Source organism: Desulforamulus hydrothermalis Lam5 = DSM 18033 (assembly GCF_000315365.1).
Taxonomy (GTDB): domain Bacteria; phylum Bacillota; class Desulfotomaculia; order Desulfotomaculales; family Desulfotomaculaceae; genus Desulfotomaculum; species Desulfotomaculum hydrothermale.
Genome location: NZ_CAOS01000013.1, coordinates 256,486 through 279,739, shown reverse-complemented (window position 1 = coordinate 279,739; position 23,254 = coordinate 256,486). Strand labels below are relative to the sequence as shown.

Annotated in this window: 23 protein-coding genes; 2 read left to right on the top strand and 21 right to left on the bottom strand. The window is 52.4% G+C overall.

Translation table 11 applies throughout. The features are described 5' to 3' along the window. Positions 1-20: 20 nt before the first annotated feature. The 12 genes from rpoD to recO form a co-directional block, all read right to left on the bottom strand. Positions 21-1,115, bottom strand: coding sequence for an RNA polymerase sigma factor RpoD (gene rpoD, locus DESHY_RS11470; protein WP_008412939.1), 1,095 nt, complete (start codon positions 1,113-1,115; stop codon positions 21-23). Beyond that, positions 1,112-2,923 carry a DNA primase gene (dnaG, locus tag DESHY_RS11465; RefSeq protein ID WP_008412937.1) on the bottom strand — a complete coding sequence of 604 codons (1,812 nt, stop codon included), beginning with the start codon at positions 2,921-2,923 and terminating at the stop codon, positions 1,112-1,114. The genes rpoD and dnaG overlap by 4 nt, the downstream gene beginning before the upstream one ends. A gap of 202 nt (positions 2,924-3,125) precedes the next feature. Then, complete coding sequence (locus DESHY_RS11460) at positions 3,126-4,127, bottom strand: deoxyguanosinetriphosphate triphosphohydrolase (RefSeq protein ID WP_008412934.1); 1,002 nt, start codon at positions 4,125-4,127, stop codon at positions 3,126-3,128. Positions 4,128-4,131: 4 nt separating this feature from the next. Continuing rightward, complete coding sequence (locus tag DESHY_RS11455) at positions 4,132-4,746, bottom strand: flavodoxin family protein (protein WP_008412932.1); 615 nt, start codon at positions 4,744-4,746, stop codon at positions 4,132-4,134. Positions 4,747-4,819: 73 nt separating this feature from the next. Further along, positions 4,820-5,416 (bottom strand): RNA 2',3'-cyclic phosphodiesterase, encoded by a 597-nt coding sequence (thpR, locus tag DESHY_RS11450; protein WP_008412931.1) that lies wholly within the window; start codon positions 5,414-5,416, stop codon positions 4,820-4,822. A 232-nt stretch (positions 5,417-5,648) separates the two neighbouring features. Next, a complete protein-coding gene (ppdK, locus tag DESHY_RS11445) occupies positions 5,649-8,294 on the bottom strand; it encodes a pyruvate, phosphate dikinase (protein WP_008412929.1) in 2,646 nt (881 codons plus the stop codon). A 33-nt stretch (positions 8,295-8,327) separates the two neighbouring features. Continuing rightward, a complete protein-coding gene (locus tag DESHY_RS11440) occupies positions 8,328-9,131 on the bottom strand; it encodes a pyruvate, water dikinase regulatory protein (protein WP_008412926.1) in 804 nt (267 codons plus the stop codon). A gap of 40 nt (positions 9,132-9,171) precedes the next feature. Beyond that, positions 9,172-9,807 carry a transcriptional regulator CcpN gene (ccpN, locus tag DESHY_RS11435; protein WP_008412924.1) on the bottom strand — a complete coding sequence of 212 codons (636 nt, stop codon included), beginning with the start codon at positions 9,805-9,807 and terminating at the stop codon, positions 9,172-9,174. Between the two features lie 118 nt (positions 9,808-9,925). Then, positions 9,926-12,013 carry a glycine--tRNA ligase subunit beta gene (glyS, locus tag DESHY_RS11430; protein ID WP_008412922.1) on the bottom strand — a complete coding sequence of 696 codons (2,088 nt, stop codon included), beginning with the start codon at positions 12,011-12,013 and terminating at the stop codon, positions 9,926-9,928. Continuing rightward, complete coding sequence (glyQ, locus tag DESHY_RS11425; protein WP_008412920.1) at positions 12,006-12,893, bottom strand: glycine--tRNA ligase subunit alpha; 888 nt, start codon at positions 12,891-12,893, stop codon at positions 12,006-12,008. The genes glyS and glyQ overlap by 8 nt, the downstream gene beginning before the upstream one ends. Before the next feature lie 331 nt (positions 12,894-13,224). Then, a complete protein-coding gene (locus DESHY_RS11420; RefSeq protein WP_008412918.1) occupies positions 13,225-13,674 on the bottom strand; it encodes a DUF4342 domain-containing protein in 450 nt (149 codons plus the stop codon). Between the two features lie 29 nt (positions 13,675-13,703). Beyond that, a complete protein-coding gene (gene recO / locus DESHY_RS11415; protein WP_008412916.1) occupies positions 13,704-14,501 on the bottom strand; it encodes a DNA repair protein RecO in 798 nt (265 codons plus the stop codon). Positions 14,502-14,607: 106 nt separating this feature from the next. On the opposite strand from recO, the gene DESHY_RS11410 reads away from it, so the two are divergent. After that, positions 14,608-15,030, top strand: coding sequence for a ferritin-like domain-containing protein (locus DESHY_RS11410; protein WP_008412913.1), 423 nt, complete (start codon positions 14,608-14,610; stop codon positions 15,028-15,030). Between the two features lie 141 nt (positions 15,031-15,171). Continuing rightward, positions 15,172-15,726, top strand: coding sequence for a UbiX family flavin prenyltransferase (locus DESHY_RS11405; RefSeq protein WP_008412911.1), 555 nt, complete (start codon positions 15,172-15,174; stop codon positions 15,724-15,726). Positions 15,727-15,737: 11 nt separating this feature from the next. Here the strand turns inward: DESHY_RS11405 and era are convergent, their stop codons facing one another. The 9 genes from era to DESHY_RS11360 form a co-directional block, all read right to left on the bottom strand. After that, a complete protein-coding gene (gene era / locus DESHY_RS11400; protein ID WP_008412909.1) occupies positions 15,738-16,646 on the bottom strand; it encodes a GTPase Era in 909 nt (302 codons plus the stop codon). 70 nt (positions 16,647-16,716) lie between these two features. Beyond that, entirely contained in the window at positions 16,717-17,121 is a 405-nt protein-coding gene (locus DESHY_RS11395) for a cytidine deaminase (protein WP_008412907.1), read from the bottom strand. Between the two features lie 59 nt (positions 17,122-17,180). Next, positions 17,181-17,588: a diacylglycerol kinase family protein gene (locus DESHY_RS11390; RefSeq protein ID WP_008412904.1), complete on the bottom strand. Its 408-nt coding sequence runs from the start codon at positions 17,586-17,588 to the stop codon at positions 17,181-17,183. A gap of 18 nt (positions 17,589-17,606) precedes the next feature. Then, complete coding sequence (ybeY, locus tag DESHY_RS11385) at positions 17,607-18,068, bottom strand: rRNA maturation RNase YbeY (protein WP_008412902.1); 462 nt, start codon at positions 18,066-18,068, stop codon at positions 17,607-17,609. Further along, a complete protein-coding gene (locus tag DESHY_RS11380; protein ID WP_008412900.1) occupies positions 18,049-20,208 on the bottom strand; it encodes an HD family phosphohydrolase in 2,160 nt (719 codons plus the stop codon). Before DESHY_RS11380 ends, ybeY begins: the two co-directional genes overlap by 20 nt. Before the next feature lie 37 nt (positions 20,209-20,245). Next, positions 20,246-21,208 carry a PhoH family protein gene (locus DESHY_RS11375; RefSeq protein WP_008412898.1) on the bottom strand — a complete coding sequence of 321 codons (963 nt, stop codon included), beginning with the start codon at positions 21,206-21,208 and terminating at the stop codon, positions 20,246-20,248. Continuing rightward, a complete protein-coding gene (gene yqfD, locus DESHY_RS11370; RefSeq protein ID WP_008412897.1) occupies positions 21,186-22,475 on the bottom strand; it encodes a sporulation protein YqfD in 1,290 nt (429 codons plus the stop codon). Before yqfD ends, DESHY_RS11375 begins: the two co-directional genes overlap by 23 nt. Then, the gene (gene yqfC / locus DESHY_RS11365; RefSeq protein ID WP_008412895.1) at positions 22,476-22,775 is read right to left on the bottom strand and encodes a sporulation protein YqfC; all 300 of its coding nucleotides are present in this window, start codon (positions 22,773-22,775) and stop codon (positions 22,476-22,478) included. Positions 22,776-22,826: 51 nt separating this feature from the next. Then, complete coding sequence (locus DESHY_RS11360) at positions 22,827-23,249, bottom strand: hypothetical protein (protein ID WP_008412893.1); 423 nt, start codon at positions 23,247-23,249, stop codon at positions 22,827-22,829. Positions 23,250-23,254: the final 5 nt, after the last annotated feature.

Genomic DNA, 23,254 nt, shown 5'->3' with positions numbered 1-23,254 from the left:
TTTATCACATTTTTTAACCGTTAATCCAGGTAATCTTTCAGCTTTTTGCTGCGGCTGGGGTGACGCAGCTTGCGCAGCGTCTTGGCTTCAATCTGGCGAATGCGCTCCCGGGTGACCCCAAACTTCTGCCCCACTTCTTCCAGGGTTCTGGCCCGGCCGTCATCCAGCCCAAAACGCAGCCGCAAGACTTTTTGTTCCCGGTCGGTGAGGGTTTTTAGCACTTCGTCCAGTTGCTCCCGCAGCAGGGTGAAAGATGCTTCCTCAGCGGGTGCCCGGGCATCCGCATCTTCGATGAAATCTCCCAGGTGGGAATCTTCCTCCTCGCCAATGGGTGTTTCCAGGGAAACCGGTTCCTGGGCTATTTTCATAATTTCCCGCACTTTTTCACTGGAAATATCCATTTCTTTGGCAATTTCTTCGGGGGTTGGTTCGCGGCCCAACTCCTGCAACAGTTGGCGGGAAACCCGGATTAATTTGTTAATGGTTTCAACCATATGAACCGGTATGCGGATGGTGCGGGCCTGGTCGGCAATGGCCCGGGTAATGGCCTGGCGGATCCACCAGGTGGCATAGGTGCTGAATTTATAACCTTTGCGGTAATCAAATTTTTCTACCGCTTTAATTAAGCCAAGATTGCCTTCCTGGATTAAGTCCAGAAACAGCATGCCCCTGCCCACATAGCGTTTGGCAATGCTGACCACCAAGCGCAGGTTGGCTTCCGCCAGGCGGCGCTTCGCTTCCTCATCCCCCTGTTCCATGCGTTTGGCCAGCTCCACCTCTTCTTCGGGTGACAGCAGAGGAACCCGGCCAATCTCTTTTAAATACATTCTGACCGGATCGTCAATCCCGATGCCTTCCGGAATGGTAAGGTCAACTTCCACTTCTTCCGGCGGCGCGTCTATGGCGTCATCTACTTCCAGTGGCTCCAAATCGGTGGTTTCAGGGACGATTTCCACACCCATGGCAGCAATTTTCTCATAAATGTCATCAATTTGGTCCGGGGACAGCTCAATCCCCTGCAGCGTATCCATGATCTCTGTATAGGTAAGCACGCCGCGTTTTTTGCCCTTTTCGATCAGTTCTTTAACCTGCTCTACTTTTGTTTCGTCCCTCATGTTGCCACTCCCCTTTCGGGCCACTTCAATTTATTCATCAGAATGTGAATCTGTTGGCTGAGATCGCGCACTTGAGCGGTATCGCCGGACTGTTCAGCCGCCGCCAACCGGGCCAATAAATCTTCCAGCCGGGCCTTATCGCTCAATTTCTTAATTGTATTAATAAAATCAGCTAACATCTGCTCGGTAATCGGGCCGGGCAGTTCCTGCAGCAGAATACTGCTTAAGATTTTTTGCCGGGGTTCGTCCAGCAAATTAAACAATGCCGCCGCCGACCGGTCAGAGCCGCCGGCCAGATAAGCATTAAAAATACTTTGATAATCGCTGTTTTGAAAGAATTGCTGTCCCAATTCGGCCAGTATTCGCTCCAACCATGACCGGTTTTCCAAAGCCATGCGCAGGATCCCGGCTTCGGCCTGGGATCGGGCATCCCTGGGCTGTTGCGGAACGGCAGGGCGCGTACTCGCTATATTATGGCTGTTTTTTACAGAATTATCCCCAATTTGGGATATTTTTCTGGTATTTTTCTTGAAAGATTTAATTTCCTCCAGCACGGTCTCCCAATTTACCTGTAAAACCGTGGCCGTTTGTTTAACAGCTTCTTCTAATTCAATTGGACTGGCCACAGCAGCCAAGTTGGGTAACACCTCCTGAAGGATTTTTCTTTTATTTGACAATCCATGTGCTTTAACAGCTTGCAACAGCTTAAACTGCACCAGAGGGGCAGCTTGCTGAATTATTTTTTGCCAGCCGGCAAGGCCGTATTTTTGGATAAACTCGTCCGGGTCTTTGGCCCCGGTTATGCTGGCAATGCGCACCTGGCAGCCGACCTGCTGCAGAATTTCTGCCGCCCGCAGGGCTGCCTTAATACCGGCTGCATCCGCATCATAGGCTATTACCACTTCATTGGTATAGGCCGTTAATAACCCGGCCTGTTCCCTGGTAAAGGCGGTGCCTAAAGAGGCCACCGCATTGGCGACGCCGTGCTGGTAGGCAGATACGACATCCATATACCCTTCCATTAAAATGGCATATCCCAGCTCACGGATGCTCCGGCGAGCTATATGCAGACCGTATAACAAGCGGCCTTTATTAAAAAATTCTCCTTCCGGCGAGTTCAGGTACTTGGGATTATCATCTCCCATGGTGCGTCCGCCGAAACCCACCACGCGCCCCTGGCTGTCCCAGATGGGAAACATCACCCGGTTTCTGAAACGGTCATAACAACCGCCGCTCTCCCTGGTTTGGGCCAAACCCAGTTGTACCATTTCTTCTGTTTTGATCCCCCGGGCAGCTAAAAATTTGACCAGGTTATCCCAGCCGGCCGGGGCATAACCCAATTGAAAGGTTTCTGCAGCTGACTCGGCCAGCCTGCGCGATTCCAGGTAACGGCGTGCCCCGGCGCCGATTTCTTTGCCCAACAGCAGGCGGTAAAAATCCCTGACCAGGCCGTATATCTTAAAAGCCCTGTCTCTTTTTCCCTGGCGTGCCTGCTCAGCCGGTGATGCTTCGGCGGGTATTTTGACTCCCGCCCGGGCAGCCAGAAATCTTACAGCATCCAGGAAAGAAAGACCCTCCACCATCATGATAAAGCTAAAGACATTTCCTCCCACGCCGCAACCAAAACAGTGAAAGGCTTGTTTTTCCTGGCTGACATTAAAGGAGGGCGTCTTTTCCTGGTGAAAGGGGCAAAGGGCCAAATAGTTTTTGCCTCGCTTTTCCAAAGGAACATACCGTGCAACAATCTCTACAATGTCTGAACGCTGTCTGATTTCTTCAAGCACGGCTTCCGGGATCCGTCCTGCCATAAAAACCACCCTTCTACCACAGGTACATAAGGTTTTTCTTTGTCCAAGGGTGCTTTTCCTGCCACTGGAAGAAACCCGAATCTGAACTACAGTTTAAAGTTTATTCGCTGTTACTAAAAAATTTCCTGCAACGCTTCGACATTTTTTCTTATGACAACAGCTTTATTATTACCAATATTTGCAATCTCTATAGCACAAACCCTTATCCCAGGGGAAAACCTTTGGGAATAAACATTTTTTTATACTGGGCCACCGCAAAGCGGTCGGTCATGCCGGCAATATAGTCTAACACCGCCCGGGCAACCCCTTCCTGCTCAAGCCGCTGCAGCAAGTACTCCGGCAGCAGCCGGGGATGCCGGATATAATGCAAATAAAGCCCTTCCACCACATGCCGGGCCTTATCTTCTTCTTTTTTGGCCTCTGAACCAATATATACATGATCAAACATAAAAGTTCTTAATCTATCCATAGCCTCCTGCACAGCCGGGCTCATGGCAATGAAGGGTTTTCCCATGCTTGATTGCACCAAATCCAGCACCATGGTATTAATCCGCCGGCTGTGGGTTGCCCCCAATACCTGCAGGCAGTCCCGGGGCAAGTCCTGTTGCAGCAAAACGCCCGCCCGCAAAGCGTCGTCAATATCGTGGTTGATGTAGGCGATACGGTCGGCAATCCTGACAATCTGCCCTTCCAGGGTGAAGGGTATACGGGGACCGGTGTGATTGAGGATGCCGTCCCTCACTTCATAGGTGAGGTTCAACCCTCGCTGGCCCTCCAGCAAATCCACCACCCGCAGGCTTTGTTCATTATGCTTGAAGCCGCCCTCATACAACCGGTTTAATACCTGTTCTCCGGCATGGCCGAAGGGAGTGTGACCCAGGTCATGGCCCAGGGCTATGGCCTCGGTTAAATCTTCGTTCAGGCCCAGAGCTTTCGCACAGGTGCGGGCAATTTGCGCCACTTCCAGTGTATGGGTAAGCCGGGTGCGGTAATGATCACCCTCGGGTATAATAAACACCTGGGTTTTTAGTTTGAGCCGGCGAAACGCCTTAGAATGGATGATGCGATCCCGGTCCCGTTGAAAAACGGTTCGCACCGGGCAGGGCTCTTCCGGCCGTTCTCTGCCCCTGCTCATGCTGCTGCGGCAGGCAAAGGGCGACAGGTGCTTGTTTTCCAGTTCTTCGGTTCGCAGCCTGATTTCCATGATGTTAACCTACCTTATTTTTCCTTGCCCGCAAGGCAACGGTAGCCTCTGCCACCTCGGCCACCCGACGCCCCAGAATACGGCACCTCCGGGCTGCTTCCGGATCTTCCTGCGCCGGCCGCTGGGCACTGGCCCCCTGATGGCCCGCATCGTCCCCAAAGGCCCCGTCGCCCACCACCGTCATGCCATGCACCAACATAATATCCTGCAATGCCCGGACGGTGCTTTCCTGCCCGCCAAAACGGGACGCCCCCACCGACAACGCTGCCCCCACCACATCCACCAGGGCTTTTTCCTTGCGCAGGGCCCGGCTTTTATCCCACAACAGCTTTAATGGTGAGGCAACCGTACCGAAATAAACCGGGCTTCCCAGGATAATACCGTCGGCGGTTTTAATTAAGTTAAACAGTTCGGCCAGCGGGGTTCCCTGGTAACAAGCACCGGTACAGGGGTTGCTGCAGGCGTCGCAGAATAACTTGCGGCCGGTGGTGACTATTGCCGCCACATGCACTAAGCGGGTGGCGGCCCCCTTTTCAGCCGCGCCGGCCAGGGCCTCCTGCAGCATGAAAGCGGTATTGCCGTCGGTATGGGGACTGCCGTTTAAAGCAAGTATCAGCATGTTTTTTCCTCCTTGATCATGGGCAAGGCATAACATTTTGCGACCAATACAAGTCTTGCGTATTTATATCACCTTATGCCGGATTGCTTGAGGATAGACCCGGCGAGTGCAGCGGTACCGCGGCAAGAATGGTATAAACAGGCCCCCGGGGTGTCAGGACACTTTGCATCAGGTGCAGGTCGGCTACCTGCCACTCTCCCTGTAAGGAATGCTTGTGCCGCGCCATTTGCCCGAGCAGCTCAGCATCCGCCCCCGGCTGCCGGAACCGCCCCAGGGTTAAGTGGGGCGTGTAAGGCCGGTTTTCCGGCGGGAAGCCCAGCGGCATCAGTTGTTGTTCCAGGCATGCCTGTAAAGCCGTCAGGGCCTGCCGGTTTCCCCCCAGCCCGGCCCAAATCACCCTGGGCTTACCCCGGTCAGGAAAAACGCCAAGGCTGCCCAGGCTCAGTTCAAAAGGAGCGGCAGCCGCACCGCACGTCCGGATAGCTTCTACAATAGCCGGTACCTGTGGCGGCGGGGTTTCTCCTAAGAATTTTAATGTAAGATGAAATTGATGCTGCTCCACCCATTTAACAGCCGCCCCGGTTTGCCGCAGCACAGCCTGGACGGCGGCCAGCCGCTGCTTGATGCTGTCAGGCAGCCGGACGGCAATAAACAGTCGTAATGCCTTCATATCTTCCTGCCTCTCTTTATGCAGGTAATTTCGACGGAGGCCCGGCAAATCCTTTTATGCGTAATAATTTTGTAAGGAAAGGTTCATGTACCTGCGGTATTCAGACTTTGCTGCTAATAATGCAGGGAATCGCCTCTATCTGCCCCTTGACCGGCCGGAGATCACAAACCGCCTTAACAGTTTAAGAGGGCAGCTTGCGCTGCCCTCTTAAATACATGCTGATAGTTTTTCGTTAGCTGTTTTTAACTTTTGCCTGGGCGGCTGCCAACCGGGCCACAGGTACCCGGTAAGGGGAGCAGCTGACATAGTTTAAACCGATCCGGTGGCAGAATTCCACCGAGCTGGGTTCGCCGCCATGCTCACCGCAAATACCGATTAACAGGTCGGGTTTCACCCGGCGGGCATTTTCCACCGTCCATTGCATGAGCTTGCCAACGCCCTTGCGGTCCAGCACAATGAAGGGGTTTTCGGCCAGGATTTTCTTTTCCAGGTAGGGTTGCATAAACTTGCCCTCGGCATCATCCCGGGAGAAGCCCAGGGTGGTTTGGGTCAAATCGTTGGTACCAAAGGAGAAGAATTCCGCCTGGGTGGCAATTTCGTCGGCCAGCAGGGCTGCCCTGGGCACTTCAATCATGGTGCCCACGGTGTAGTGGAAAGCCACACCGGTTGCTTGTTTTACTTCCTCTGCCACGCTTTCCACCAACTGCCGCAGGTAGGCCAGTTCTTTAACATCAATCACCAGCGGTATTTCCACTTCCGGTTCAACCCGGTAGCCTTCCTGTACCAGCCGGGCCGTAGCCTGGAAAACGGCCCTGGCCTGCATGGCATATACTTCCGGCCAGGTAATGCCAAGACGGCAGCCCCGGTGCCCCAGCATGGGGTTAAACTCGGACAAAGAACGTACTTTGCGCAGCAGTTCTTCTTTTTGCTGCAGCTCCGCTGCCGGTCCGCCGGTCAGTTTGAGCCGGCTGATTTCCACCGCCAATTCTTCCCCGTTAGGCAGGAATTCGTGCAACGGCGGATCCAGCAGGCGGATGCACACCGGCAGGCCGGCCATAGCTTTTAAAATGCCGTAAAAGTCCCCTTCCTGCATGGGTAACAGTTTGGCCAGCGCCGCTGCCCTTTCTTCCGGATCGGCAGCCAGAATCATCTGCTGGACAATGGGCAGGCGATCCTGGGCCATAAACATATGCTCGGTACGGGTTAAACCAATACCCTCGGCGCCAAACTCTCTGGCTTTGGCAGCATCCTCGGGGGTATCGGCATTGGCCCGGACACCCAGGGTACGGATTTCATCCGCCCACTGCAGCAGTTTTTGAAACTCAGCCGACAACTCGGGCTCGATCATTGGCACCTCACCCAGGATTACTTGACCGGTGGAACCGTCGATGGAAATAACGTGGCCTTCTTTTACAACAATATCGCCCACTGTAAACTGCTTGTTTTCGTAATCTATTTTTATGGCTTCACAACCGCAAACACAGGGTTTGCCCATACCCCGGGCCACCACCGCAGCGTGACTGGTCATGCCGCCCCGGGAGGTGAGAATACCCTGGGACGCCACCATGCCGTGAATGTCGTCCGGGGTGGTTTCCGTACCCACCAGAATCACTTTTTGCCCCTGCTGGCTGAGGTTTTCTGCCCGGTCAGCGTTAAAGACAACCGTACCCGAAGCAGAGCCGGGAGATGCCGGCAAGCCTTTGGCAATTACATTTAGTTGGGCGGCGGGGTCAATGCGGCGGTGCAGCAGCTGGTCCAGCTGGCCGGGATCAACTCTGGTTATGGCAGTTTCTTTGCTGATAATGCCTTCATCCACCATCTCCACCGCAATGCGGATGGCCGCCTGGGCTGTGCGCTTGCCGTTACGGGTTTGCAGCATCCATAACTTGCCCCGTTCAATGGTAAACTCTATATCCTGCATATCTCTGTAATGGTTTTCCAGCAGGGTGCAAATGCGGACAAACTGTTGATAAACATCCGGCATTTCTTCCTGCAGTTTGGCTATCGGGCGCGGGGTACGGATGCCTGCCACCACATCCTCCCCCTGGGCGTTGGTGAGAAATTCACCGTAGAGCATTTTTTCACCGGTGGAGGGATTGCGGGTAAAGGCCACGCCGGTGCCGCAATCATCCCCCATGTTGCCGAATACCATGGCCTGTACATTAACGGCAGTGCCCAGGTCATCAGGGATTTTATGAATCCGGCGGTAAACTATGGCGCGGTCGTTTTCCCAGGAATTGAATACGGCGTAAATGGCTTTGTAGAGCTGTTCTTTGGGATCCTGCGGGAATTCGCTGCCGGTCTCCCGGCGCACAATAAATTTGTATTTTTCAATCACCTGCTGCCAGTCTTCAGCCGTCAGTTGATTATCATACTGAACCTGACGCTTGTATTTTTGCTCCTCCAAAACAGCCTCAAAATTATGGTGCTCAATGCCCAGCACCACATCGCCAAACATTTGGATAAACCGGCGATAACAGTCATATGCCCAGCGGGGATTGCCGCTGCCGGCCGCCAGGCCGATTACTGTCCGGTCGTTGAGGCCCAGGTTGAGAACGGTATCCATCATGCCCGGCATGGAGATGACGGCACCGGAACGGACGGAAACCAACAGGGGCCCGTTGGGATCGCCAAATTTTTTGCCCAGGGTTTGTTCCAGCCAGGCAATCTTTTCTTCCACTTCTTCTACCATACCGGCAGGAAACTGCCGCCCGGCCAGGTAAAATTCTTTACAAGCCTCGGTGGTAATGGTGAAGCCCGGGGGAACCGGCAGACCGATATTGGTCATTTCAGCCAAGTTGGCGCCTTTGCCGCCCAAAAGACTTTTCATATCAGCTCTTCCTTCAGAAAACGTATACACGTATTTCTTGTTCGCCACTTCAATTCCCTCCTCGACTACTTGCTTTACTGTTTACCGGTGTCTTTCGCCACGGTAATAAATCTCCAGCACCTTGCTGGCTGTTTCTTCAACAGCTTTATTGGTAACATCAATGACCGGGCAGCCGATCCGCTTCATAATCCCCTCGGCGTACTCCAGTTCTTTCAAAATGCGTTCAGGACTGGCATAATCCGCATGGGACGTGAGACCGAGGGTTTTTAACCGTTCGGTACGAATCACGTTTAACTGCTGGGGTTTAATAGTTAAACCAATTACTTTATGGGGCGGCAGGTTAAAAATCTCCTGGGGAGGTGCCACTTCCGGCACCAGCGGCACATTGGCGGCTTTAATTCGCTTGTGAGCCAGGTACATGCTGAGGGGTGTCTTGGAAGTGCGGGACACCCCTAAAATTACCAGATCAGCCCGGAGAATACCCCGGGGATCTTTGCCGTCGTCATATTTAACTGCAAATTCAATGGCCTCTACCCGCCGGAAATATTCTTCATCCAGTTTGCGGACCAGGCCGGGTTCCAGTTTGGGCGGGCCGGCCGTGATTAAGGTCAGGGCATCCAAAAAGGGACCCATAATATCCACGGTGGGAATGTGGTGCCGGTCGGCTTCCCGCACCAGCACCTCCCGCAGCTCCGGCAGTACCAGGGTAAAAGCAATAATACAATTTTGGCCCTTGGCTTCATCAATAATATCAACAATATCCTGGGGATCGTTGACATAGGGAACCCGGCGAATCTGCACGTTGCCGCCGTTAAATTGGCTGACAGCGGCCTTAGCTACCAGTTCCGCAGTTTCACCGATGGAGTCTGATACTATGTAAACCACCGGATTGTCGTCTTTCGGCGCAATAATGGTTAACCCCTCCTCAAGCCCCTTCTCCTAATTCAACAAAGAGCCGGGTTACGTTGGTCTTAGAAAACCTGCCGATGACCTCATAGTCTTTGTGCTTGCTGCCCGGCACTGCCCGTACCACCGGCAGTGAGTCCACCTCATGGGTTAACAGCTTGTGGGCGGCCAGCCATACGGAATCGTTTTCAAAGGTCATGTGCACGTTTGGCATCCGGGTCATTATCACGCCCACCGGCAGCTTATGAATGTCATGCCCCCCCAGGGTGGTCTTTAACAGGTCCTTGCGGGACACAACTCCTTCCAGCAGGCCGCCTTGCCGAACAACGTAAAGAGTCCCGACATCTTCAATAAACATGGTCACCACTGCGTCATACACCGAGCAGTCCTCGGGCACCACAATGGGTACCGACTTGACATCCCCCACCTTAATGCGGGTAATCTTATCTGCCAGCACCCGGTCGGTGGCCTTGCCGCTGTAAAAATATCCTACACGCGGCCTGGCCTCCAGCAGCCCTGCCATTGTAAGAATAGATAAATCCGGTCGCAGGGTGGCTCTGGTCAGGTTAAGCTTTTCCGCAATTTGTTCACCGGTGATGGGGCCATGTTTTTTGACAATTTCTATGATGGTTTCCTGCCGCTTGGAAAGTTCCATCCCCTCACCCACCAACCTCAAATGTAACATACTAATTAAGAAATCAACACTTATAATATATAATATTTTTCGTAAAAAATCCCTACTTTTACGAAATATTTTTAGCTAAATTTTAATGCTATTTTGTATCCACCACAATTTTGCTAAAATCTGCCACACTTTTGCTTAATTCCACCAGCCCTTTTAACAGTGCCAGGCGGTTGTTCTTTAATTCCGCATCCTCTACCATAACCATTACCTGTTCAAAGAAAGCGTCCAAGGGTGGCTGGATGGTGGCGATACACTGCAGGGCGGCGGCATAATCCCTGGCCTGCAGCATAGATTGTACTTCCTGCCGGAGAGCCGACAGGCGATGGTATAACTCCTGCTCGGCGGGGTGCTCCAGGCGGGCCGGCTGAATTTCTGCGGCAGCTGCCTGTTTGGCCAGGTTGTTGGCCCGGTTAAAGGCGGTCAGCAGGGCAGCAAAGGCAGGCTGATGACGGAAAGCAGCCACCGCTAAACCTCTGTCCACCACGTCGGCCAGGTCATCAAAGCCGGCCGCCAGCACTGCTTCCACAGTATCGTAGGAAAGCCCTTTGTCACCCAGGATACCCTTCAGGCGCTGCTTGAAAAATTCTTCAATCTCGGCGGTAACCTGGGTTAAATTATGCTTTAATTCCACCACCTGGTCATAACCCTGGTAAGCCCAGGCAATCAACTGTTTAAGGGACAGGTGGATTTTACCTTCAATTAATATGTGGCAGATGCCCAGGGCCTGGCGGCGCAGGGCATAGGGATCTTGAGAACCGGTGGGCTGGATCCCGATGGCAAAGCAACCCACTACGGTATCTGTTTTATCAGCCAGGCTTAAGACACGTCCCGCCAGTGTCGCGGGCAGGTTGTCGCCGGCAAACCGGGGCAAGTAATGCTCAAAAACGGCCTCCGCCACCAGCGGATCTTCGCCGTTGCGCAGGGCATATTCGCGCCCCATTTCGCCCTGCAGTTCGGGAAATTCGTAAACCATGTTGGTAACCAGGTCGGCTTTGGCCAGCAGGGCGGCCCGCTGGATTTTTTCTTTAGTTTGCTCGTCGGCAGCCAGTTCATCGGCCAGGTGATCAGCCAGGGCCCCGATACGATCCACTTTATCGGCAATAGAGCCAAGCCCCTCCAGGAATACAACTTTCTTCAAACCGTTAACCTTGCCGGCCAGGGGCTGTTTTAAATCCTCTTCAAAGAAGAAGGCAGCATCGGCCAGGCGGGCCCGCAGCACCTTTTCGTTACCTGCGGTCACAATTTCTATATATGCATCAGTACCGTTTCTTACGGCAATAAATTTATTTAAAAGTTTGCCGTCCTTGCCAATAACAGGGAAATAACGCTGGTGTTCCCGCATGGGCGTTACCAGCACAGCTGCCGGCAATTTTAAATAATCCGGGTCAAAACTGCCGCACAGGGCGGTGGGCCACTCCAGGATGTTGGTAATTTCGTCCAGCAGGTCTTCGTCTTTTTCCACCGTCCCCCCCTGGGCAGCGGCCAGCTGCTGCACCTGCTGCCAGATAAGGTTCTTACGCTCGACGGGATCCACCAGTACATAGGCAGCCCGAATTTTGGCAAAGTAGTCGGCCGGATTTAATACCTCCAGGGGGCCGCCGGATAAAAAGCGGTGACCGTAGGTAAAGCGGTCGGCTGTTAAGCCGGCCAGCTCAAAGGGTACCACCTCCTGGCCAAACAGTGCCAACAGCCAGCGAATGGGCCGGGCAAAGCGCAGCTCGCCGCTGCCCCAGCGCATGGGCTTAGGAAAATGCAAGCCGGTAACCAAAGCGGGACAGATGTCTGCCAATACTTGAGCAGCGGGACGGCCTTCCTCCTGCTTCAAGGCATACAGGTATTCCACCTGGCCGATATGGCGTACCACCAGGTCTTCCAAGGCAACCCCCTGGGAACGGATAAAACCTAAAATGGCTTTGGTGGGATTGCCGTCTACGTCAAAAGCGGCCTTTTTGGCCGGCCCCTTTACTTCTTTGGCCAGGGCTGCCTGATGATCGGCCAATTCCTTGACATGCAGCACCAGCCGGCGGGGGGTGCCGTAGGTATGAATATCGCCGTAAGCCAGGCGCTGCTCCTGCAGGGTCTTGGCAGCCAGTTCTTTTAATTGTGCTAAAGCCGGCCCCAGAAAACGGGCAGGCATTTCTTCAATACCGATTTCCAGTAAAAAATCTTTAGCCATTTATGTTACCACCTTTCTTCAGCAGGGGGAATCCCAGTTTTTCACGCTGTGCCACATAGGCCTGGGCACAGGCTCGGGCCATTTGTCTGACCCGGGCAATAAAGCCCTGGCGTTCGGAAACACTGATGGCGCCTCTGGCATCCAACAGGTTGAAGGTATGGGAACATTTCAAGACATAATCGTAAGCCGGCAGCACCAATCCCTTTTCCAGGGTGCGGCTGGCCTCGCTCTCATACATGTCAAACAATTCAAACAACATGTCGGTATTGGCTGTTTCAAAGTTATAAGCGGATTGCTCAACCTCATTCTGGTGGTAAACATCACCGTAAGTAATATCATCCACCCAAATAATATCAAAGACGCTGTCCTTCTTCTGGATAAACATGGCCAGCCTTTCCAGACCATAGGTTATTTCCGCACTGACCGGCCGGCAGTCTATGCCGCCGCACTGTTGGAAATAGGTAAACTGGGTGATTTCCATGCCGTCCAGCCATACTTCCCAGCCCAATCCCCAGGCACCCAGGGTAGGGGACTCCCAGTTATCCTCCACAAAGCGTATATCATGCTTGTCCGGATCAATACCGATGGCCCGCAGGGAATCCAGATAAACAGGGATGACATCGTCCGGGGACGGTTTAAGGATTACCTGGTATTGAAAATAATGTTGCAGCCGGTTGGGGTTTTCGCCATAGCGGCCGTCGGTGGGGCGCCGGGAAGGTTCCACATAAGCCACCCGCCAGGGTTCCGGCCCCAAGGCCCGTAAAAAAGTAGCCGGGTTCATGGTGCCGGCGCCCTTTTCAATATCATAGGGCTGCTGAATAATACAGTTTTGTTCGGACCAAAATTTGTTTAGGGTCAAAATTAAGTCCTGGAAATTCAAAGTAATGTACCTCCTTCTGTTTGTGCTGCTAAAATAAAAACTCCCGTCACTGACATTACGTCAGGGACGGGAGGTCATTCCCGCGGTTCCACCCTGCTTGGCTGCATGCGCAGCCCGCCTTCATTTGGTGCGGGTTTTACTCACCTGTTGCAGGCTTTCCCCCCGCTGCTCAGGAACCCCCGTATTTGGCCCGTTTTGCCGGCTTTCACCCTCCCGGCTCGCTGCTAAAACTTGCTGCCAAACACTCTTTCCCTCATCGCATGTTTTAAATTTCCACAACAAAAATCTATCAAAAGACTTATGTTATGTCAATAGCTGCTAATACAAGCTGTTAATGTTTCGGATAATCTTCCCGCCGGTCATCTTCCGGTATTTCTACCTCGGGCTGCCAGTTGTCGCCTGGCTCGCTGAACTCCAGGCGGTAGTTGTTGGCTAACCCGGCGATGGTGCCCAGCGCCCCCACAATCAACACAGGCGTGCTGGCCATCGCCCCCAGGACTCCCAAAGCACCCAGGGTAGCAGGAAATTCCACTACCGTATTATCGTCTTTTTTGATTTTTATTTTGGTTTTCTGACCCTTTTCAACCAAGGCCTTAACCTGTCCTATCACTTCATTGCTTTTGCCTTGCAGTTTTTCACCCCAGTTTCTGTTTTTCTCTTCCAGTTTAATCAGCGCCTGCACTACATCCCCACTCGCTGCATCCAGTGCCTCTTTTGCTTCTTTGTAGCTGACACCCAGCCTGGCTCGCAACAGGTCGATTTTTTCCAGATCGCTGGTCACTGCACACGCCTCCTTTGGGTCAGACCCTGTCAGGGTTTTTCCGGCTCTTTTTTCCCTGATATATTTGTACCCCCGCCAGGGGTACTTTTATGCAGCCGAGCCAGAAAATCTGCAGTTTTGAGTCTTTTTTCCAGGTTATATTCAATATATGCGCGCAGCAGGCTGTTCAGTTCCTTTTGCATCGACCCGGGCACCTTTAATTGGCGGAGTTTGGCCAGCTCCCAGCGGTAGAATGTCTTGAGCACTTCCAGGGTGCCCCGATTAAAGGTCATAACTTTACTTGCTGCGGCAGCACAGGTCCGGCACAGCAGGCCGCCCAACCGGCTGTCAAAAAATATTTGGGCATCCTTTAAGGGGGTGCCGCATCCTGAACAGACATTTAGCTCGGGTTTAAAACCTGCCAAATCTAACAGTTTTGCTTCAAAGGCGCGCAAGGTTAGGTCAATTTCACCTGCCGCAAGCAAGTGCAGGGCTGTTAAAAGCAGGGCAAACATACCCGGGTTGGGTTCGCCTTCTCCGGTGAAGCCGTCTGTTAGTTCGGCCACATAGGCCGCTGCGGTGAGCCGCTCCAGGTCGATCCTTAAATCCGCAAAGGCTTCCCGCAATTCCGCCTGGCTGATGGAATCTATCTCCCTGCCCTGATGCAGCAGGAAGGTTGCATAACAGAAGGGTTGAACCGCCCCCCGCTTGCGGCTGTTTGGTTTGGCCGCCCCGTGCGCCACCACCCGCTGTTTGCCTCTTTGTACGGAATAAAGGGTAATGATTTTATCCGCTTCCCGCATGTCTCGTGCTTTTAAAACAATGGCATCCAGTTTATACAGTTTCATGCGACCGGGCACCTTCTTAGATTATTTATAAGTTATTTTATTATAACGTAAATTAACCCGGCAGATGGGACAAAATATTAGCAGTACATCATAAAGGAGGTTTATTATGGAATTTGCCACCGAAAATAAATACGGCGTCAGTAAAGGAACAGCGGTAGAAGAGCATGTGGACAGAAACTACCGGGGAGAAAACAGCGAGGTAGGCTGGTACCTGGCGGTAGCCAGAAACGCCCAGCGGGAAGGCTATCCGGAAATAGCAGAGGTACTGAAGGCCATTGCCATGGAAGAAGCCTGGCATGCAGCTCGTTTTGCGGAGCTAAACGGCGAAATTTCCAGCAGTACCAAAGAAAATTTGGAAAAAGCACTGGCCGGCGAAACCATGTCGAATAAAAGCAAAAGAGAGGCAGCCGTGCTGGCCAAGCAAAATGATGTGGACGAAGCCCACGATGTTTTTGATGAGGCAGCCAAAGACGAAGCCCGCCACGCCAGGGCCATTAAAGGCTTGCTGGATAGGTATTTCTCCGCCTAAAGCCCTGCCCGTTAAGCCTGCGGCAGGCTTGCCCGGGGTCGCTGTCAAGAAACCCGTATCACCGGCCAAAGAGTGGTACGGGTTACTTTTTGCTTTGCTTTTCCGGGAAATATCTGTAAAATGGGGAAAGGAGGGATGAAGTTGCGTCTTGTGGTAGGTATTACCGGTGCCACCGGTGTAATATACGGTATAACTTTGTTGGAACAGTTAAAAAAACTGGCTATAGAAACCCATTTGATTTTAAGCCGGTGGGCCCGGCGCACCATCGAGTTGGAAACATCCTTCACCCCGGCAGAAGTGACCCGGCTGGCGGACTTTTGCTATGATCAGGATGATTTGGCGGCAGCCATAGCCAGTGGCTCATTTTTGCACCAGGGCATGGTAATTGTGCCCTGCAGTATGAAAACACTGGCCGGGCTGGCCCATGGCTATGCCGAAAACCTGATTGTCCGGGCAGCGGATGTTACTTTAAAAGAAGGCCGGCCCTTGATTTTAGTTCCCCGGGAAACCCCCTTAAATGTGATTCACCTGGAAAATATGTTGAAGCTGGCCCGGGCCGGGGCAGTTATCCTGCCTCCTATGCCGGCCTTTTATCAACAACCCGGCACGGTGCAGGATATTGTTAACCAGACTGTGGGCCGGATTTGCGACCGTTTAGGACTGGCCAATGACCTGGTAAAAAGATGGCCCGGGTAGAGCTTTTCGTTCTATTCTTCCCGGGTGAAGCCAAAATTTCTCAGATCAGCCATTTTATTGCGCCAATCTTTCTTCACTTTTACCCATAGCTCCAGGTACACCCGGGAGCCCAACAAGTTTTCTATTTCTTCCCTGGCCCGGCGGCCCACTTCTTTAAGCATGGCACCGCCTTTGCCGATTAAAATGGCTTTTTGCGAATCACGCTCAGTATAGATAACAGCGTTTACTACCACGACGCCGTTATTATTAGCCTGCACCTGTTCCACCACCACCGCCACCGAATGGGGCACTTCCTCACTGGTCAGGTGGAGCACCTTTTCCCGGATAATTTCTGCCATAATAAAGCGTTCCGGCCGGTCGGTGATCATGTCTGCCGGGTAATACTGGGGTCCTGCCGGCAGGTAGCTGACTATGGTATCAATAAGGCGCTCCACATTATCGCCGGCCAGGGCGGAAACAGGAATTACTTCCGCAAAGGGCAGCAGGTCTTTATAGCGGACAATAGATGCCAGAACATCTTCTTTTTTAACTAAATCTATTTTATTAATCATCAGGAAAACCGGCGTCTTAATCTGCTTTAGCTGTTCAGCAATATACCGGTCGCCGGCACCCGGCGGATCGGTGGCTTCCACCAGGAATAACACCACATCAACTTCCTTAAGGGCGTTAAGGGCTACCTCCACCATATATTCACCCAGTTTATGCCTGGGTTTGTGAATACCCGGCGTATCCAGGAAAACAATTTGTGCATCCGGCCGGGTTAGTACCGAGTGAATTTTGTGCCTGGTGGTTTGTGGCTTGTCTGACATGATGGCCACCTTTTGTCCCACCAGCTTGTTTAAAAGGGTAGACTTCCCTACATTGGGGCGCCCCACCAGGGCTACAAATCCTGAACGAAAATTTTCCGGTGTACCAAGCATAATTCATCCTCCCAGTATAAAGGTAATCCCACAGTTATTAACCGCTCGCTTGCAAGACAATTTGACATGCTTATTTAAAATGCATATCTTTAGCCTCAAAAAAACCGGGCAGCAATTCCTGTACCGCAGCAGTCTCATATTGACCCTGCAGGTTAGCCATGTGCACTTTAATGTGCCCGCCAAACTCAGCCAGCACTTGCCGGCACGCCCCGCAGGGACTGCAGAAGGTTGCTACATCCGCCACTATAGCGATGTCCGTAAAGTTTTGATATCCTTCAGAAACAGCCTTCAACAGAGCTGTTCGTTCAGCGCAACAGGTAAGTCCGTAAGAAGCATTTTCCACATTGCATCCGGTGAAGATACGCCCTTCTTTGGTTAACAGGGCAGCTCCTACCTTAAACTTGGAATAAGGCGCATAGGCCCGTTGCCTGGCCTCTTTAGCCCGCTCTATCAGTGTTTCCGGTGTCACAGACATTTAATCACCCCTTGATAAGCCGCGGCCAGCCGGCCCGCCCCGGCATCGGCGGCAATTGTTTACAGCTGGAATAACCTGATTATTTTCGGCCACAAAATGAAAAAAGCCACCAATAAAGCATGCATGGCTGCCAGCAGTACCGCACCGGCGGCACAGTCTTTAGCTGCTTTGGCCAGGTGGTGCCGGTGGGGCGAGCATAGGTTTACCGCTGCTTCGACAGCTGTGTTAATACACTCAGCGGCCAGGACAAAAAAGACCGCCAGGGTAATATCTGTCCACTCAGCGGCGGTTAAATCCAAAAAAATCCCCACTGTCACCACCCAGAGAGCGGCAGCAAAGTGAATCTTCATATTCCTCTGGGTGCGCAGGGTATATAATATGCCCGCCAGGGCACAGCCGAAACTTTTAACAAAACCCTTCATACTCACGGTAACCCTTTCCCACTTCAAGCGGATTGCAAAAAACATACACCGCTTCAAGTTAAATTAGCGGGAGATATTGAGGCGGTGCAAAATTGCTTCTTCCTTTTGCCGCATAACTTGGCGGTCTGCTTCGTTTTGGTGGTCGTAGCCCAGCAGGTGCAGGCAGCCGTGGGCAGTCAGGTAGGCCACCTCCCGCTCGAATGAATGACCGTAGGCCGCGGCCTGGCGCCGGGCGGTGGGCAGGGAAATAACGATATCCCCCAGCAGGTCCTCCGCTTCTTCAACCTGGGGCATGTCTTCCCCTTCATTGAGAGCAAAAGATAAAACATCGGTTGGTTTATCAATACCCCGGTATTCGGCGTTTAAACTTTGGATGTAGTTGTCGTCCACAAAAATCAGCCCTACCTCGGCCCCGGGCGAATAGCCCTCATACTGCAGGGTTTCTAATATTACTTTTTCCACCAGGTTAACCAGGTTGTCAGGCACTGCTACTTCTTCCTGCAAATTACTTACGAGAACCGGCATAGGGTGTTTTTCTCCTTTCCATTTCCTGTTTCATATCAGGATACTCAATTCTGTTGTGAAAAATACCCGAGAGAACCCGCAGGAAACTGTTGGCGATGGCATCCAGGTCTTTAAAGGTAAGATTGCACTCGTCCAACTGGCCGTCCATCAGCCTGTCTTTAATGAGTTTACGCACCACACCTTCCACCCTGCCCGGGGTCGGATTTTGCAAAGAGCGGACGGCTGCTTCGATGTTGTCGGCCAGCATCACAATGGCTGCCTCTTTGGTGCGCGGCTTAGGCCCTTCGTAGCGGAAATCTTCTTCATTGACGGATTCGGTACGGTCACCTTCCAGGGCCTTGTGATAGAAAAAGCTGCACAGGCTTTTACCGTGATGCTGCTCAATAATATCAATGATTGGCTGCGGCAGTTTATGTTCTCTGGCCAGTTCCACCCCGTCCTTAACATGGGATGTAAGGATTAAGGTGCTTAAAGAAGGGGCAATTTTATCATGGGGGTTGTCACCGCCCAGCTGGTTTTCAATAAAGAAATAAGGGCGCTTTAGTTTACCGATATCATGATAATAGGCACCCACCCGCACCACCAACGGTTCTGCCCCTACGCTTTCGGCCGCTGCTTCCGCCAGGTTGCCCACTAATATACTGTGGTGGTAGGTACCGGGAGCTTCGGTCAGCAGCTTTTTCAGCAGCGGGTTGTTGGGGTTGGACAGTTCCAGAAGTCTGACAGTGGAGGTAATGCCAAAGCTGGTTTCCAAGTAAGGCAGCGCCCCATTGGTCAGGATGGAGGAAAGCAGGCCGTTGGCAATCCCCAGGGCCAGTGAGGAGGTTACCACCAGGTACCAGGGAACCCCGGTAATCAGCCCCACCACCGCAATAATTACCACATTGGAGAGTCCTACATAAATTCCTGCCCGCACCAGGTCCCCCCGCTGGCTTAGTTTAGACACACTGTAAACCCCGCTGACACCGCCCACAAAGCCAACCAGACTGAAGTGAAACTGGTTGCCGGCCATTACTCCCAGCAGTAAAGACAAAATTGTCACCAGCAAAAGAGCCAGCCGGGAATCCAGTAAAACGGTAATTAACATGCCGGCTGCCGCGATGGGAGCCAGATAGCCGAAAAGCGCCCCCAATTCCGGCCAGTGGCTGATATTGATCGCCATGACGGCCCGGGACACAATTAAGGTAATCAAACTGATAATACCGATTAAGCTGAGATAGCTGCCGTTGTGGTAGATATCCCGGTGATGGATATAGGTGTGCATCAGCAGCACCGTCATTAACAAAGCCACCAGTAAGCCGGTACCCAAAAGAGTGGCAAAGGAATGCTGGGGCCTGGATAAACCCAGTGCCTGCAGCTTGGCAATATGTTCTTCGGTAACTACATCTCCCTGGGAGATAATTCTCTCCCGGTACTGTATGCTAACCCGCACCGGCGGCACACTCTCAGCAGCTTCCTGCTGCAACAGGCGGTACTTTTCTTCGTCAAAAAAGGCATTGGCCCTTAAAAAATGTCTGACCAGATTCTGGCCCAGCAGGCGGTACGGTTCGGCAAACTGCCGGGCCGCCAGTTTAGCGGCTGCCTGATCCTTGGCCGGGGATAATTTTTCGGGCGTTACCCCCTCCCCCTGATCCAATATCTCACTGAGCACCGCATCAATACCCGCCGCCAGCTGATCGGTGCCGGCGGGGCTGCCGGCTGCCAATTCTGCCAAAACCTGCTGTGGCAGCTCAAAAGGCAACAGTGATTTCAGCCGGTTAACCTTGGCTGCCGGGTCGGTGTCGTGATCCGCCTGCACCGCTTTAACATCCTGCAGCACCTGGTTAATATCCCGGCGTACCGCTGTACTCACGTCCGGATTGATTTCCGGTACCCGGGGTACCTTCTCCATGGCCTGGCGTCGTTCTGCCTGGGTTTTTTCCTGGTCAATATACACCACACTTTTGGGCGCATAAATAGTGGTGGGAGAAATCTGCCCCACCTGCAGATTCACCTTTTGAGGAACAAACTCAAAGGATACCAGTATGGTAATCAGCAGAAAAAATAACCCTGCTGTTATATAACGCCGGAATAAATAATTTTTAAACACATATTTAAGGCCTTTGACAAGGCCGCCACCGATATCTCGCCATGAAAACATATAACCATCACTCCCCGACCTGCCTAAGAGGCCTGTCCTACTGTTCAGCCTGCCGGTCGTAAGCCCGGATAATCTCCATTACCAGGGGGTGGCGCACTATATCCGCTGCGGTCATCCATTGGAAAGCAATACCCTTAACACCTTCCAGCACCCGTTTGGCATCCACCAGCCCGGAAACTTGGCCCCGGGGCAGGTCAATTTGGGTGATATCACCGGTTATCACTGCCTTAGAGCCGAAGCCCAGGCGGGTTAAAAACATTTTCATCTGTTCCGGAGTGGTGTTTTGGGCCTCATCCAGGATGATAAAGGCATCTTCCAGGGTCCTGCCTCTCATATAAGCCAGGGGGGCAATTTCTATGGTATTTCTCTCCAGATATTTTTGCGTGTGGTCAAAACCTAAAATATCATACAGGCTGTCATACAGGGGACGCAAATAAGGGTCCACCTTTTCCTGCAAATCTCCCGGCAAAAAGCCTAGCTTTTCCCCCGCTTCCACAGCAGGGCGGGTAAGGATAAGACGGTTTACCTCTTTTTTCCGCAACGCATTGACTGCCATGGCCACCGCCAGGTAAGTTTTGCCGCTGCCGGCCGGGCCAATGGCAAATACAATGTCGTTATGCCTGATGTTTTGAATATAATCCTTTTGGCCCAGGGTTTTGGGCTTCACCTGTTTGCCCCGGGCGGTCACCAGCACAACATCCCTGGCTAAATTGGTTAAAGTATCTTTAACTCCTGCCTTGACCGATCTCAACGCATAATTAATTTCATGCCGGCTGATATGGTTGCCGGACTTATAATAACCATATAACTGTGCAAAAACTTCTTCACCTTGTTGTACCTGCTCCGCTGATCCCAGCAGGGTCAGTTCTTCTCCCCGGGCCACAATGCGGACACCCAGCCCTTGTTCAATTAAATTAATATTTTCATCCTGTTTACCAAAAATTTCTGCCGCTGCTTCGTGATCATCAATTACTATTTTACGTTCGGTGCGTTCGGTCAACGTAATCCTCCTTAGTTGCCTGAAAGGGTTTCACAACCCCGATGTCTTCAATGGTTTCCACAAATGCTTTAATTCTCACCAGGTCTTCTCCCCTGCCGGTATTCACCTGTTCAAGCCGCTGTTCCACCAGTTTGGCACCCTGGGGCAACTTGGCCTTTACCGCCGCCAGGGCCTTTTGTTCAGCAATTTTTTGGGCGCCGGCCCGGCCGTGATTGACCCGTTCCTTAATTACTTCCAAATAATTCACTGTTGTAACTTCGACGGGAATGGCCAGATTCCTCCATTTGGGCAGACTTTTCACTGTCTGACTGGTTTGGTAGTACCGGTAAGGCGATACGGCAGGTCCTGCTATGATTATTTCCTTGGGCCCAAATTTAATACGGACTGAGGTTTTTTGCTGGCCGGACAGCTTTTCTACAGTTTCGGAAAACTTGCATTCGCCGTAACCTTCGTACCATACCCGGGCTCTGACAATGCCCTTAGCTTGCACAAAACGGCTGACTGTTTGCGGGGGCGGCGGTTCCTGACCCGGCGGCAGCGGCTGATTGCCCGCTTCCGGCCTGATTTCTTGTATTATTTCCCCGCTGATCAGAACACTGCCCGGCAACACCGTATCGCCCTCGTTTACCATCGCTTGTCCTTCTAACACCAGCACCTCTTTTATTAAACCGGCCTTGCCGGCAATTATATGGGCCGGCTGCCCCTGAGCAGGCTCCGGCTGCACCAGTTTTTTCTCCGCCACTTCAATAATTACTTTGGTTCCCTTAACATAAACACCCGCCCAGGCCAGAGAGGGAAGTTTTTCACGCAGGGTGGTTTCCACCTGCTTGGTATCCAGCTGCCATTTGGCTACCCCGGGCCGCAGGCCTGCCTGTGCGGCAATCTGCTTAATTTCTGCGGCAGACAGCTTATCATGGCCGGTAATTTCAATAAACCAGACAAAAGAAGATAAAAAATAAAGGATGGCTAAAAATATAACTCCCCCAATAGCCAGCAGTTTACGCTTTTTTAGGCTGTTAATAAGAAAAGGCAAACCCCGGCGCTCCACAATTTTGAATCCGCTGTGGGTTGTCCTGGCAACCTGTTTGAGGGACCGAATATCCGAAATTCGAGCCTTCACTCTCACCTTATCCTCGCTCAGGCGGGTAATGTCCCAAAGATAAATACCCCGGCTGGCAGCCAAATTAACAAATTTCTCCAGGAACTCGCCCCGCACCACCAGGGATACATGTCCCAATAAAAAAGAAAACAAGCGCAGCAGAACCATTTACCACACCTCCCCGGGAGCCAGAAAGCTCAAGGATTTTATCTGCCCTTCCACGCATATCTCATCCGTCCGGATATTGCGCAGCACCAGTTGCCGGCCGGTGATGCCCACTTCCCCTTCCCCCACCATAACCCGGATTTTTTCAGTACTGTATTCCACAATCCCCCTGTGATTCTCTATAAATACCTGCAAATTGCCCACCAGCACTATTTTAGGCAAGTCCAGCATGACATCATGGGGAATTTCAAGAAAATCCGAAAGCTGTTTTTTCAGCTTTTTTTGCAAATCTCTAAAGGACATAAAAAATCCCCTCCTTGGCATATGTGTATGCACACCGGGAGGGGAACATTACTAATTAATGGTAGGCCTGCTGCGCCTGCGCCGGGCGGCCGGCGGACCAAGGATTTCTGACAGAATAATACCCTGCCGCAAAGCCGGGCCGTTAAGCAACCGGTCGGGTATTTCCCGGCACTCCTGGGCTGCCGGTGGTTTGGCTTCCCTGGCCGCATCAGGCACCCGCAGCGGCTTGGGGTCTGCCGGTTGGGGCTGCCTGGCGCCGGCAGGGGAAGCTGCCGGCGGGACAGGCACCGCCTGTTCAAGGGTCTGTTTATGGTCAGCCGGCGCCCCCCACTTTTCCTGCAGTTCGGGAGGTAGCCGGTAGGCAGCCGGCTCTTCCCGGTTCTCTGGCAACTGTTCCGGAACCCTGTTTCCGGCCCGGTCAGACAAGGCTTTGAGAACAGTCCAGATGATAAAAACAATCAAAATAGTTTTCAACGGGG

Coding starts and splice junctions, on each gene's coding strand:
- DESHY_RS11380 (WP_008412900.1), bottom strand. CDS start 20,208: ATGTTTTCATGGCGAGATATCGGTGGCGGCCTTGTCAAAGGCCTTAAA.
- recO (WP_008412916.1), bottom strand. CDS start 14,501: ATGAAACTGTATAAACTGGATGCCATTGTTTTAAAAGCACGAGACATG.
- dnaG (WP_008412937.1), bottom strand. CDS start 2,923: ATGGCAGGACGGATCCCGGAAGCCGTGCTTGAAGAAATCAGACAGCGT.
- DESHY_RS11395 (WP_008412907.1), bottom strand. CDS start 17,121: ATGTCTGTGACACCGGAAACACTGATAGAGCGGGCTAAAGAGGCCAGG.
- yqfC (WP_008412895.1), bottom strand. CDS start 22,775: ATGTCCTTTAGAGATTTGCAAAAAAAGCTGAAAAAACAGCTTTCGGAT.
- rpoD (WP_008412939.1), bottom strand. CDS start 1,115: ATGAGGGACGAAACAAAAGTAGAGCAGGTTAAAGAACTGATCGAAAAG.
- ccpN (WP_008412924.1), bottom strand. CDS start 9,807: ATGGAACTTTCCAAGCGGCAGGAAACCATCATAGAAATTGTCAAAAAA.
- yqfD (WP_008412897.1), bottom strand. CDS start 22,475: ATGGTTCTGCTGCGCTTGTTTTCTTTTTTATTGGGACATGTATCCCTG.
- glyS (WP_008412922.1), bottom strand. CDS start 12,013: ATGGCTAAAGATTTTTTACTGGAAATCGGTATTGAAGAAATGCCTGCC.
- DESHY_RS11455 (WP_008412932.1), bottom strand. CDS start 4,746: ATGCTGATACTTGCTTTAAACGGCAGTCCCCATACCGACGGCAATACC.
- ybeY (WP_008412902.1), bottom strand. CDS start 18,068: ATGCCGGTTCTCGTAAGTAATTTGCAGGAAGAAGTAGCAGTGCCTGAC.
- thpR (WP_008412931.1), bottom strand. CDS start 5,416: ATGAAGGCATTACGACTGTTTATTGCCGTCCGGCTGCCTGACAGCATC.
- DESHY_RS11410 (WP_008412913.1), top strand. CDS start 14,608: ATGGAATTTGCCACCGAAAATAAATACGGCGTCAGTAAAGGAACAGCG.
- DESHY_RS11460 (WP_008412934.1), bottom strand. CDS start 4,127: ATGGAAATCAGGCTGCGAACCGAAGAACTGGAAAACAAGCACCTGTCG.
- DESHY_RS11390 (WP_008412904.1), bottom strand. CDS start 17,588: ATGTTTTTTGCAATCCGCTTGAAGTGGGAAAGGGTTACCGTGAGTATG.
- era (WP_008412909.1), bottom strand. CDS start 16,646: ATGCTTGGTACACCGGAAAATTTTCGTTCAGGATTTGTAGCCCTGGTG.